Annotated in this window: 6 protein-coding genes; all 6 read left to right on the forward strand. The window is 35.6% G+C overall.

All coding sequences use genetic code 11. The features are described 5' to 3' along the window. Positions 1-7957, forward strand: a 7957-nt coding sequence (locus HOG71_13260) for a PKD domain-containing protein (protein MBT5991813.1), incomplete at its 5' end; no start/stop codon positions are given. A gap of 19 nt (positions 7958-7976) precedes the next feature. Then, the gene (locus HOG71_13265) at positions 7977-8414 is read left to right on the forward strand and encodes a hypothetical protein (protein MBT5991814.1); all 438 of its coding nucleotides are present in this window, start codon (positions 7977-7979) and stop codon (positions 8412-8414) included. Positions 8415-8428: 14 nt separating this feature from the next. Next, a complete protein-coding gene (locus tag HOG71_13270) occupies positions 8429-9451 on the forward strand; it encodes a hypothetical protein (protein MBT5991815.1) in 1023 nt (340 codons plus the stop codon). 461 nt (positions 9452-9912) lie between these two features. Next, positions 9913-10653 carry an NAD-dependent deacylase gene (locus tag HOG71_13275; protein ID MBT5991816.1) on the forward strand — a complete coding sequence of 247 codons (741 nt, stop codon included), beginning with the start codon at positions 9913-9915 and terminating at the stop codon, positions 10651-10653. 177 nt (positions 10654-10830) lie between these two features. Then, complete coding sequence (locus HOG71_13280) at positions 10831-13548, forward strand: 2-oxoglutarate dehydrogenase E1 component (GenBank protein ID MBT5991817.1); 2718 nt, start codon at positions 10831-10833, stop codon at positions 13546-13548. 63 nt (positions 13549-13611) lie between these two features. Continuing rightward, positions 13612-14838 (forward strand): 2-oxoglutarate dehydrogenase complex dihydrolipoyllysine-residue succinyltransferase, encoded by a 1227-nt coding sequence (gene odhB / locus HOG71_13285; GenBank protein MBT5991818.1) that lies wholly within the window; start codon positions 13612-13614, stop codon positions 14836-14838. Positions 14839-15024: the final 186 nt, after the last annotated feature.

The following is a 15024-nucleotide window of genomic DNA, read 5'->3' on the forward strand; positions in this document are numbered from 1 at the left end:
AAATAACAATATTTTCTGTCATCCAAATACTACAGTAACATTACAAAACCTGACCCAATACAATTGCTATAGTGGTACTAAGTTTTTCTATTGGAATTTTGGTGATGGAACCAATACCGGATGGTCTTCTATCGGAATTGGCCAGTCGCATACTTACACCACACCAGGAAAATATACCATCACATTTACAGATAGTAACTTATGTGGTATTGACACTGCTACAGAGGAGATTATTGTATATGGCCCTATTCAAGCTGGATTTATGTATAGCCCCAGTCAACTTGGATGTATTGATTACATGGTAACTTTTACCGATACATCAGTTGGTGATAGCTTAACTTATGTATGGAATTTTGGTGATGCAACTACATCAACCCTGCAAAACCCAATACATACTTATACGGATACAGGTATTTATATTGTCAGTTTAGAAGTAACTGGCTTATGTGGATCATCTACTGTTTATGACACAATTTATGTTTACAAAAAACCAGTTGCTGAAATAGCAACAATTTCGAATGGCTGTCAACCCTTTACGGTTAGCTATGTCAATAATACCTCCGATTATTCTCCATTTGTGAGTTATGTATGGGATTTAGGTAATAGCAGCAGCTCAACAAATAAAAACCCCAATAGTCAAACTTTTGCAAGCGCAGGCACTTATACAGTGGTTTTGATTGCCAATGACACCTGTGGGTCTGATACTGCTCAAACAACATTTACTATTTACAAAAATCCAATTGCAAATTTTATTGCTGATACCGTTTGTAATGGTAACCTAAGCTCATTTTCCAATCTATCTTCATTGGATACCGCTAGTGGTAGCATTGTTAGTCATAACTGGAATTTTGGAGACAATTCTTCCAGTACGCAAGAAAATCCTCAGCATACGTATGCAACTGCTGGTAGCTATCAAGTGCAATTGGTTGTTATTTCATCTTTCGGTTGTTCCGATACCACTATCAAAACAGTTGTAGTTAAAGAAAATCCTAGTATTACACTCAGTGTTAATCCGAATAATTATGCCTGTAATCTAGCAAGTTTGAACTTTTCATCTACAGCATCAAATAGCAGTAGCAGTATTGATTCTTTCATATGGAACTTTGGAGATGGAAATTCTTCATTCTCTCAAAATACATCACATGTTTACAATACATATGGTAGCTATAGCGTTACACTGACTGTTGTTTCAGGAAATACATGTAATGCAATTCTTAATCAACAAGTAAACATCTACCTGCCACCAGTAGCTAATTATAGTGTAGATACCGTTTGTGAAGGTAATTTCACAAACTTCACAAATACATCGACTACATCAAACGCAGGAAATATTAGCTCCTATCAGTGGGATTTTGATTCAGATGGAACATTTGACAACTCTCTTGAAAATCCTTCTTTTAAATATGCAAGTAGTGGTTCTTATACAGCCAAATTGCATATTACTTCCCAATATGGATGTAGTGATAGCATCAGTAAAACAGTTTATGTTTATGGTCCTATTCAAGCAGCTTTCAGTTATTCTCCTTCAAATTTAGGCTGTAAAAGTTATCAGGTAAGTTTCACAGATGCCAGTGTAGGCGATAGTATTAGCTATTTTTGGAATTTTGGTGATGGAACAAATTCAACATCAAAAAGCCCAAGCCATACTTTTGCTGATACCGGTATATTTATAACCAGCCTAACCGTAACAGGTGTTTGTGGTTACTCCACAGTTTATGAAACCATTTATGTTTACAAAGCACCTGTTGCATCATTTACACAAATTCAAAATGGATGCAATCCTTATGCAGTCAATTATACAAACACTTCTTCGGAGCTTTCTCCTTATGCTTCCTACTATTGGAATCTTGGAAATGGCTCATCATCCAGCCAGCTAAATCCTTCGGCTGCTACATTTAGTACCCCCGGAACTTATGAAGTAATTCTGGTCGTTAGTGATACATGTGGAATAGATTCATTCAAACAATCATTTACGGTATATAAAAATCCAGTTGCTGCATTTTCATTTGATTCTGTATGTCAGGGGAATCAAACTACATTCCAAGACCTTTCATCAATTGATGTTGGAAATGGAACCATAAGTAGTTATTTATGGATATTTGGAGATGGTGATAGTAGCACTGCTCAAAACCCTGCTCATACATACGCTAGTGCAGGTAATTATCAGGTACAATTATCAATACTTTCTTCGTTTGGATGTTCAGCGAGCATCACAAAAACAGTTCTTGTACAGGAAAACCCATCGGTATCTTTTTCAATGAGCCCTTCCTCACAACTATGTAATTTCACACCTATCCAATTTATTGGATCCGCACAAAATAGCACATCACTCACTGATTCCTTTGTCTGGAACTATGGTGATGGTGCAAATGGAACTGGAAGTAGCAGTACACATTCTTATACCAATTATGGCAACTACAATGTAACACTCACAGCAGTCAGTGACAATGCATGTTCAAATTCATTAAGCAAGCAGGTTGAAATTTTAGTTCCTCCTCAAGCTAGTTTTAGTGCTAGCCCGGTTTGCCAGGGAACGGAAACTCAGTTTACTGATTTATCTGTTACAAACAACAATGAAGCAATAAGCGGTTGCGCCTGGGATTTTGATCTCAATGGAGTAGCTGATGATACCAATAGAAACTCAAGTTACACCTTTAATACATCAGGGAACTTTGATGTTCAGCTTGTTATAACAACTGAATATGGCTGTAAGGATACAGTTATTAATAATGTCACCGTTTATGCAAATCCAACGGTTGCTTTTACTTTATCAAGTCAAAACAATTGTGAGAATTCAACTATAAGTTTGGCAAATAATTGTAGTAATGCCGACAGCTTTATTTGGAACTATGGTGATCAGAGCAGTCTTTATCTGACAAAATCATCTAATGCAGTTACTCATGCATATTCAAATGATGGTACTTATTCAATTAAACTAACGGCCTATAATAATGATGGTTGTTATGGTAGTGATAGCAGTACAATAAATATTTATCCAAATCCGAATGCAGATTTCAGTAGTCCTGATTACAGCAGTTGTGTACCTTTCAGTATTTCTTTTACAAATAATTCACAAGATGCTGACTCATTTGAGTGGTTTGTAGATGGAATATTAAAATCTACAAGTTCCAGTCTATCCAATCAAATTTTCAGTACACCAAACGATACCATTGAAGTTATTTTAATTGCTAAAAATCAATTTGGTTGTACAGCTGATACCTTAAAGAAAACATACTTTACTTTAAATAATCCTGTTCCTTCTTTTAGTGTAAATAGCAATCAGGGTTGTGGTCCATTATCAGTTTCTTTTTCAAACAACTCTGCTAATAGTTTAAACTATTTTTGGGAATTTGGCGATGGAAATAGCAGTTCAAGTACAAATCCAACGCATACATTTCAGGCATCAGCCTACAACGATACACTTTATTTGGTTAAACTTTTTGCTTATTCTTCAAGTAATTGTATCGATAGTATCACAGATACCATACACGTTTATGCCTCTCCAATTGCTGGATTTACTCTTGACAAAGAAAATGGATGTGGACCTTTAAATGTATCTTTCACCAATCCTTCAGTAGAAAACCAAAATACATCCGTAGCAAATTCAACACTGAATTATAGTTGGAATTTTGGAAATGGCCTCACTTCAACAACTAAAGACACCAGTGTTCAGTTTGTATCTTCTTTAACACAGGATTCTATTTATACAATTTTATTAAGTGCTACAAACGCTAAAGGTTGTAACAATCAAATTGCGAAGAATGTTAGGGTTTATCCAAAACCAGATGTTAAATTTTACATGACAAGCAATTCAGGATGTGCTCCATTGAATATTTCTTTTGTTAACAATTCCACCCCAAATGATACAGGAACAATTAATGACATGAGCTTTAGCTGGGATTTAGGAAATGGACAAAACAGCACAGCAGTTAACGTAAATACTTCTTATCAGGCATCATTAACAAAGGATAGTTTTTATACTGTTAGTTTGTCTGCTATGAGCGAACATGCATGTCTGGATGTTTTAACAAAAACAGTTCAGGTATATCCAAATCCGGTAAGCTCCTTCAGCATCAATAAATTAAATGGATGTAGCCCTTTGAATGCTACTTTCACCAATACATCCATTCCAAACGACACAGGCAGTATCAATATCATGAATTTCTTTTGGAGTTTTGGAAATGGAATGAGTTCAAACTCGGTGAATGCCAATATTAATTATTTCAAATCGAACTACCAGGATACATCATATAGCATTCAGCTGATAGCATTCAACGAACACAATTGTATTGACACCAGTTATCAGTCAATAACAGTATATCCTAATCCTGCCATACAGTTTAGTTCAAGTATTACAAATGGATGTGGACCATTAAGTGTTTCATTTACAAATTTATCCTCTCCTAAAGATACTGGCAGCATTGACATTATGAACTTCCTTTGGGATTTCAATAATGGATCAACTAGTAGTTTAAAAAATAGTAGTTCATCATTTATAGCCTCTCAAAGCAAGGATACTATGTATCAGGTTAAACTTGTTGGTTTCAGCGAGCACGGTTGTTCTGACTCAACTATTTCAAATATTCGTGTATATCCTGATCCAAAAGTTAGTTTCACTACCAATCAATTGAATGGTTGCGGACCTTTATCTGTATCTTTTACAAATACATCTGACCCTGGTGATACAACTACGATTGATGATATGACCTTTTTCTGGGATTTTGGAAATGGAACGACCTCTTCCACTAAAAACAATACCGTCAGCTTCCAAAAATCAGTAACACAGGATACCGTTTATCAAGTTGTTTTAACAGCTTATTCAGAACATGGTTGTGTTGGATTTGATACTGCTTACATTACAGTATATCCAGATCCTATTGCATTATTTGCAGCAAGTACTGTAAATGGATGTTCACCACTTCAGGTTTCATTCAGTAACCAATCAAATCCAAATAATGGTGGAAGTATTGGCATCATGAATTTTGAATGGACTTTCGGCACAGGTGATTCAAGCGTTGCTCAAGATCCAGCATATACATTTATCAATACACAAAACACCAAACAGCAGTTTAACGTAATGCTTCATGCTTATAGTGAACATGGCTGTGTGGCTAACTATTCAAATCAGATTAGTGTAAGCCCTTCACCTGAGGTTTCTTATTATATCTCAGACTCAGTTGCTTGTAACGACCTGAAAGTCTTTTTTGTAAACACAACAGATCCACACGATCAGGAAGGAATTAACAAGATGAGTTTTGCCTGGGATTTTGACAATGGCATTACTTCCAGCACAAAAGACACCAATGTAACATTTGCTCATTTAGCTAGTGGAACCATTGTTTATGATGTTGTACTTTCAGCCATAAATGCATTTGGTTGCCAGAATAGCTACCAGAATGAAATAACCATTTTTACTGATCCAGTAGCAGATTTTACGTTCAATAACCCAAAAGATTGTGGTAACAATGTAGTGTTTACAAACAGTTCCACTCCAAATGATAACCAGAATTTAGCCAGCATGTCTTTCTCCTGGAATTTTGGAAACCAAAAAGTAAGTACAAAAATTAATGACACTATCTCCTTTATTCAATCTCATGTACAGGATACAAACTTCCTGATTACACTCGTTGCTGTTAATACTTTAGGTTGCAGCGATACTACTTCTAAAAATGTTTTAGTTCATACCAAACCTCAGGTTTCTTTTGCCATGTCAACCAATGAAACTTGTAGTGGTGTAAATGTTAACTTTCTAAATAAATCTAAAAATATAAGCAAGAGTTTATGGATGTTCGGAGATAGCCACACAGATACAATGCAACATCCAAGTCATGCTTACAATAACAATAGCCCAAATGCTTATTTATATAATGTGAAACTCTATGGAGAATCAATTCATGGTTGTCCGGGTGACACATTTACTCAAAATATATTAGTTCACCCAACACAGTCAGCAGGAATCATTACCAGTATTGATTCTGGATGCTCACCACTCAGTGTTAATTTCTACAATAACAGCCACAACTCAAGCCTTTTCCATTGGACTGTTGATAACAGCCTAATTTCAACCAACACCAACCTAAATTACACCTTCCCCGGTAGTACATTACAAGATAGTGTATATACCGTCCGACTAATTGCCCAAAATGGAATAGGATGTATTGACACAGCAGTTCATACGGTAAAGGTTTATCGCAGAACAGTGGCCTCTTTTACAATGCAATCAAACCACGGTTGCAGCCCAACACAGGTAAGCTTCCAGAATCAAACCACAGGTGCAACAGATTACTTTTGGAATCTAGGTAACGGTCAAACTTCTACAAGCGAGAATCCATCGACCACTTTTACCAACCATTTATTCCAAGATTTAGATTACACAGTAACTCTGTTCGCCATTTCATCACGCAATTGTTTTGATACTACATCAAGGCGAGTAACAGTGAACCCAATTCCCGTAGCTTCTTTTTCTGCTGACAAATTGCAAGGATGTGATCCCGTAGTAGTCAACTTTACTAATCAATCAATCATTTCAGACTCTTTCCAATGGAATTTTGGTGACGGGGTCACGTCATCCTTGCTTAATCCTGCGCATGCTTTTATCACTGGAGTTAACGACACAATTTACAAAGTGAAACTGACTGTATTTTCAGAACATGGATGCAAACACAGTTTTACTAAAGAAATTAAAGTGTATGCTTCACCTAAAGCCAAAGTCAATTTTGCCATTGAAGGATGTGCTCCTGTGACAGCTAAGTTTAAGGATGAATCAGAAAATGCAGTTTTCTGGAACTGGCAGTTTGGTGATGGACACACATCATCAGAAAGAAATCCTGAGCACATTTACTTTAGTGGAGGTGTCTACTCTGTAAAACTTCGGGTATCTAACTATCTGGGTTGCTCAGATACCCTCACGCTGAATAAAACAGTTATTGTTCATGATGTACCTGTTGCCAACTTCATTGCTGACAAGTATTATTCAGAATATCCTGAGTTAACTTTCAACTTTACCAGCACAAGTCCTTCGGGCTTATTACATAACTGGGCATTTGGCAATGACCGTGTTATTAAAACCACCAATACAGTACAATATTCATTTAAAGATACAGGTGTATATATTGTAACATTAGCCGTTTCAACACCTTATTGTTCAGATACTACCTGGAAACAAATAATCATCGATCCACCATATCCTATTGCAGGTTTTACATTCGATGCCAAGGAAGGTTGTATGCCTATGACTGTTTCTTTCACAGATACGTCAACGATGACAAGCGGATGGCTATGGTATTTCGGAGATGGAACAACATCCAATGATCAACATCCTGTTCATACCTATACAGAACCGGGTAAGTTTTCAGTTACTTTAATTACAACGAACACACGCGGTTCTGATGCAGAATACAAAATGAATATTATCGATGTTCATCCTAAACCAACTGTTTATTTTGAAGCTTCACCTGAAACAGCTTATCTACCCAATGCTAAAGTTGATTTGGTTAACCTGACGGTTAATGGAGTTGAGTATGCATGGTTTATTGATGGTCAGTTCTATGACTCTTTGGAAAATACTTCGAAAATATTTTATGAGGCTGGAACATATGATGTAATGTTATTTGCAAAAAGCAAAAATGGCTGTATCGATTCTCTGATAATTGAAGATGCCATATTAGTGGACACCATGAGTCAAGTTTATATGCCCAATGCATTTACACCAAATGGTGATGGCTTAAACGATGAGTTCAAACCTATTGGTTATGGCTATTCAGATCTTGATTATACGCTTCAAATTTTCAATCGCTGGGGCGAAAAAATATTCGAAAGTAATGACTTTAATGAAGGATGGAATGGAAGCTTCAGGAACCAATTGTGTTCTCAAGGAATATATGTTTACCGTCTTGCAGTTAAACTTGCTTCGAATGAAACAAAGTACATGGAAGGCAAATTAACTTTAATAAGATAAATCAACAAAAACCAACAAAATGATAAGAATAACCTGTTTAGCCATCGTTTTAATGCTATCCTCATTAGCAACCCAAGCTCAGAATTACATTGGCATGAGTAAAGATATTGTAATTCATCAATTAAAAACATCCTTTGATTTTGGAGAAGTTGAAATAGATGTATTGGATAATTTGAAAATTATTAAGTACGCAAGTAATGATCAAAAAACCAGAAAAGTATTTTTTCTGGATGATGCTGAAAAGTGTTCAAAATTTATCGTGATACATAACGACTTAAATAGCTTAAAAGTAGTCAAGCGAGATTTGAATAAGAACTATGAGCGCGAAAGTAAAAATACCTGGATTCAGAGAGGAATTATTGACTACAGATGGCAATTAGATAAGAAACAAAAATTCTTTGCATTAGTTGTTACAAAATCATTCAACAACGAACAAGTAACAATGAATGTTAAATAGTTAATTCTGGAAAGATGGATAAAATTAAAAACATATACTTGATTTCATTTGGGATTGTCATTTTCTTGATGACAGCTTCTAATTCCTTTTCCAAGGAATACCATGTTAGTAATAAAGCCATCAATCTTGAATTTAGTACTGATCAAAGTGAAACGATAGCTTCTATTCAACAAGCTATTAACTCAGCTTTTGATGGAGATACCATACGAGTTGCAGCAGGTGTTTATGATCAGGATTTACTAATCATTAATAAAAGTATTGTATTATTGGGTTGCCAGGTTGGAATCTCTCCTAAATCTACATTGAATAGAATAGGAGGAGAATGTGTCATATTAAACTCTTTAGAGCCTTTTAATTCTATTGTCATTAATGCACCAAATGTAGTTATTGATGGTTTCAAATTTGGAATGGACGATGATCAGGCTATCAATAGTATTTATATTAATGCACCAAATGTAATTCTGCGAAATTGTGTAATTGTAAACACAAATAGTTGTGGTGTCTATATTTCAGCCAATGCTGCCAATTCAGAAGTTTCCTACAATCATGTAGAGAAAAGTGCATTTGAAGGGATATTCAATGCTGCTGAGTCTGTTCAAATATTAAGCAATTACATTAGCAATATCAACGAATTCTCTGCCATATCAACATCACAAAAAACAATCATTAAAGGGAATATTATTTCTAACATACCCGAAAATGGAATAAAGTTACTTCAGCAAGAAGCTATATTAAGTTTAGTATATGGCAATGAGATAACAAATACCGGTCAATCAGATGTTTATTATGATGGTCAAATTCCAGAAGAGAATAATAAGCTAAGTATAGGCAGTCAGTATAAAGAACGAAATATGGACGTCCTATCTATTTTTAAGCCAAAAGCAGATGAATCTATGCTAAGTCAAAGTTCAGCGTCAAAAACGAATAGTATGGTGAAAAATTTAGAATTAAGACCAAATAATGCTCCCCTAACATTCAGCCTACAAAATACTGTTAATCAAAAATTGCAAACCAGTTTATCCATATTTAATTTCTAACTAAAATCTTTTACAGATGTCCGACAAACAAAAAAAACCAGTTCCACTAAGCAAATTAAACAGAGCTTTTGAAAGATCTCTTTTACAAGAAGTATTGTTATTTGATCTTGTTTCTTCCAATGGAAAATTCTCACACTCAGAAGTCATTCAATTTTGTCTTAACTAGTCAATTGTCATTCAATTAACTTGGTTTTCAATTAATATCTCAAATTATCAACCTGAATACATGAAGCTTATGCAAACCAATCTTGATTTGCAATACTAGCAGATGCTTATTCCCCTCCTGCCTTTTCTTCAATCTCATTTCATCTATTTTTTACTCCACTCCCATTGACCACAACAAAAGGTCAAAATATATATATTTGCTTCAATTTGTAATCTGTTGATTTCATTTTAATTAATAATACCGATGCAAAGCAACAGACAATTTTTTGCTAAATTTTTACTGATTTCATAAAATCATGAAGGAAAAGATCAAAGAAGCAGCGCTGCTTCTCAAGAACTCAAACTATACAATTGTATTTACAGGAGCAGGCATTTCGGTCGAAAGTGGAATACCTCCTTTTAGAGGTGAAAATGGTTTATGGAATACGTATGATCCTTCGTTTTTAGAAATATCTCAGTTTTTAAATTACCCGATTGAGTCTTGGAAATTAGTCAAGGAAGTTTTCTACGACTTTTTTGGGCAAGCTAAGCCAAACAAAGCACATATTGCCATTGCAGAAATGGAAAAACAAGGAATTATCAATCGAGTTATTACTCAAAATATCGACAATTTGCATACTGAAGCAGGTAGCCAGGCTGTTTTGGAATTTCATGGCAACTCAAGAGAACTGGTTTGTACAAACTGCCCCAAGCGCTATAAGAAAGATATTGTAGAACAACAGGAAATTCCTTTGTGCGATGACTGCCATTCGTTATTAAAACCAGATTTTGTTTTTTATGGTGAAGCTATTCCAGAACCAACAGGTTCTCAATCATTTTCAGAAGGAATGAAGGCAGAAGTTATGCTTATTATTGGCACTACGGGTGAAGTAATGCCTGCATGCAATATCCCCTATTATGCGAAAAGAAACAAGGCAAAAATTATTGAAATTAATCCGATCAAATCAAATTATACCGATCAGATTACAGACATTTTTCTGGCAGGCAAAGCAACTGAAATCATGATAAGTCTACAAGATGAAATAAGCCTTTTATAATCTTTACATTAATTCTTAAGTACTTTTATTTTAACTGGCAATTTGGATAGAAACTGATATCTATCAATTAATTATTTTGCAATTCATTTCTTATTTAGACTACATCAAAATAAATCATTCTTCTTAACTTTGTCTTCTGTTTTTTGCATCCTAAATTGACAATTAAGGAATTATTTTATGAGCAATAACCTATCCTTCCTCGGGAATGCATCTTCATCCATGATTGAAGAGATGTATCAAGAATACCTGAAGGATCCGAATTCAGTAGAGCAAAGCTGGAAAAAGTTTTTTGAAGGCTTTGAATTTGCCAGAACCACTTTTCACGAATCGGAAGAATCCAATGAGCTCTTTTCCAAAGAGTTTAATGTGATTAATCTAATCAATGCCTATCGTACTAGAGGACATCTTTTTACCAAAACAAATCCAGTACGAAAACGCAGAGAATATAAACCGAATTTATCCTATAAAACTTTTAATCTGGAGGATAACGATCTTGAGACAACATTTAAAGCAGGAAATGAGATCGGAATTGGGCCAGCCAAGCTCAGTGAAATAATTGATTATTTAGAGACCGCCTATTGCCAGAGTATTGGTTCTGAATATATGTACATTCGAAATCCAAGAAAACTTAATTGGCTTAAAAACAAAGTGGAGGAAAATAAAAACATTCCTCATTTTGCCCCTCACATAAAACGACATATTTTATTTAAACTCAATCAAGCTGTTGGTTTTGAGCAGTTTTTGCAAAAAAAATACTTAGGTCAAAAAAGATTTTCGCTGGAAGGAGCCGAATCTTTAATCCCAGCTTTGGATGCCATTATCGAAAAAGGTGCGGAATCTGGTATAAAAGAATTCGTGGTTGGAATGCCGCACCGTGGACGTTTGAATATATTAGCCAACATTCTAAACAAATCTTATCAAGATATTTTTTCTGAATTTGAAGGGAAAGATTTTGAAGATAATTTAGCCTTGGGAGATGTTAAATATCATTTGGGCTATTCTGCAGATGTTGTCACCCGAAAAGGAAAGCTTGTTCATATGAGTTTATCTCCTAATCCATCGCATCTGGAAGCTGTAAACCCTGTAGTAGAAGGAATCGTTCGCGCTAAAATTGATCATAGATACCAAGGTAATCATCAGCATATTGCCCCTATCCTCATTCATGGCGATGCAGCAATAGCAGGTCAGGGTGTTGTATATGAAGTAGTTCAGATGTCTAAATTATTAGGATATCGAACAGGAGGAACCATTCATATTGTCATCAATAATCAAGTAGGTTTTACAACCGATTATTTGGATGGCCGATCGAGTACTTATTGTACTGATGTTGCTAAAACAACTCTTTCCCCTGTATTCCATGTGAATGGAGATGATCCTGAAGCATTGATACATACCATAGAAATGGCCATGGAATACCGTCAGGAATTCAAAAATGATGTTTACATCGATTTGCTATGTTATCGAAGGCATGGGCACAACGAAAGTGATGAACCTAGATTCACCCAGCCTTTGCTCTACAAAGCCATTTCAAAACATCCTGATCCGAGGTCAATTTATGCCAAAAAATTAATTCAGGAAGGAGTAATTACAGAAGATGAATTTGCAAAAATGAAATTGCAATTAGAGGAAATGTTGCTTGACCGACTAATGGAAGCGCGTAAAAAAGGACTTTCTTACATCACCCCTATCTTTCAGACAGCCTGGCAAGAATTACGTGAAGCCAAACAGGAAGATTTTGAAGAATCGCCTCCGACCGGAGTTGATATTTCACTACTAAAATCAATTGGCAACAAAATCACAACATTACCTGCTGATGTCAAGTTTTTCAACAAATCGGAACGCTTATTGGCACGCAGAAAAGAATTAATTGAAGAGGGAAGCAAACTGGATTGGGCTATATGTGAACATTTAGCTTATGCATCTTTGCTTGATGAAGGAATTCCCATTAGGTTTAGTGGACAGGATGTTGAAAGGGGCACTTTTTCACATCGACATGCAGTCATTCGAGTTGAAAATTCAATGGATACTTTTACCCCTTTGAATCATATTTCGGATCAGCAAGCTCGTTTTGATATTTATAATTCACCATTAAACGAATTTGCTGTATTGGGTTATGAATATGGTTATGCCATGGTTAATCCGAACTATCTCACTATTTGGGAAGCTCAATTTGGTGACTTTGGCAATGGTGCTCAAATAATTATTGATCAATTTATTAGCAGCGCTGAAGAAAAATGGAGAGTTATGAATGGTTTGGTCCTATTATTACCACACGGATACGAAGGTCAGGGGCCCGAACATTCAAGTGCCCGCCTTGAACGTTTCCTCAATTTATGTGGTAACAACAATATGCAAATAGCCAATTGCAGTACACCGGCAAACTTTTTTCACATTATTCGAAGACAACAGAAAAGAGAATTCCGTAAACCACTCATCATTTTTACACCTAAAAGTTTATTGCGCCATCCAGTATGTGTTTCATCATTAGATGAATTGCAGAATGGAAAATTTCAGGAAATAATAGATGTGCAAAACCCAAGTCCTGACAAAGTTGAGAAAGTAATTATTTGCTCAGGTAAAATCTATTATGATCTAATAGATGAAAGGGAGAAAAGAAAAGCAAAAAATACGGCTATCGTTCGAATGGAACAATTATATCCAATAGCAAAGACTCAATTGGCCGACTTAAAAAATAAATACAAATCAGTTAATAAATGGCTATGGGTTCAGGAAGAGCCTATCAATATGGGGCCTTGGCCTTTCATCTGTAGAAAGTTACCAGAATTTAATTTTCATGTAGTTGCCCGCATGGAAAGTGGAAGTCCGGCAGGTGGTTTAGCCAAAAATCATTGGACTCGACATCAAAAAATTATGGATGAAACATTTTCTTATTAGCACAGCAATTACAAAACCCAATCATTATATTAAATTTGCTTTTAAAGGCTAAATCTTAATCACATGGCAGTAGAAATAAAAATTCCACAAATAGGTGAATCCATATCAGAAGCAATCCTTTCCAGCTGGCTAGTGTCTGATGGTGACTATGTAGAAAAAGATCAGGAAATTGCAGAAATTGATTCCGATAAGGCTACCATTATGCTGAACACCGAGCAAGCCGGGGAAGTCAAACTTTTGGTTGAAGAAGGTGCTAAAGTGCTTATTGGTGATGTGGTTTGTTCAGTGGATACTTCAAAAGAAGGAAAGAAAAAAGTTGCAGAAGCAAAAGTTGAAGCAATTCCTCAAACAGAACCACCAAAGCAGATTGCAAAAAATGATGATGTTGTAGAAACAGCGAACAGTGCTGATCTAAAAGTTAGTGTTTCGCCCATAGCTGGTGAAATGATAGAGAAAAATAATTTGGATATTAATGAAGTAGTCAAGCATAAACTATTGCGCATAACAAAGTCTGATGTCGAAAGTTTCACAGCAAATCACACAATTCAAAAAGAAGCCAGCCGTGAAGAACGCACACAGGAAATGTCACCCTTGCGCAAGAAATTGGCTGAACGATTGGTAAAATCCAAAAATGAAAGTGCCATGCTCACTACCTTCAACGAGGTGGACATGACAGAGATTATTGCTGCAAGAAAAAAATATGGAAAAGATTTTCTGGAAAAACATGGATTGAAACTGGGTTTCATGGGCTTTTTTGCCAAAGCTGTATCCATTGCATTAGCTGATTTTCCCGAAATAAATGCCCGTATTGAAAACAACAATATTGTTTACCATGATTATATGGATATCGGAATTGCTGTAAGTTCCCCAAAAGGGCTCATGGTTCCTGTTATTCGAAATGCAGAAACATTAAGTATAACTCAATTGGAACAGTCCATTTTTAGTTTGGCTGAAAAAGCACGAAATAAAAAATTAAGTTTGGATGAAATGACAGGCGGCACTTTTACCATTACCAATGGAGGTGTATTTGGCTCATTACTGTCCACTCCTATTATCAATCCTCCTCAAGTTGCCATATTGGGCATGCACAAAATTCAGGAAAGACCTGTTGGCATTAACGGCAAAATAGAACTACGTCCCATGATGAATTTGGCTGTTAGTTACGATCATCGTATAGTGGATGGTAAAGAATCAGTTAGCTTTTTAGTTAGCGTTATCGAGATGCTCGAGAATCCTGCTTTTTTGCTTTCCGATGGAAAAAACCCTGCTGAGGTTTTATTGGGATTGTAATATTATCGAAGAGATTAAAGAACTACGTACTAGCAAGTCTTCCGCAGGGCGACTTGCTAGAAGCAATGAAAATGAAACACTTATGTCTTTCTAACACTATTCAAGTTAAAAATTCGATATCCAACAATCCCCTCAAACCTGCATAATCCCTTGCACTGCTGTATAAATAGTCTTCGGCATTTTCCA

This window comes from Bacteroidota bacterium (genome assembly GCA_018698135.1).
GTDB lineage: Bacteria > Bacteroidota > Bacteroidia > CAILMK01 > JAAYUY01 > JABINZ01.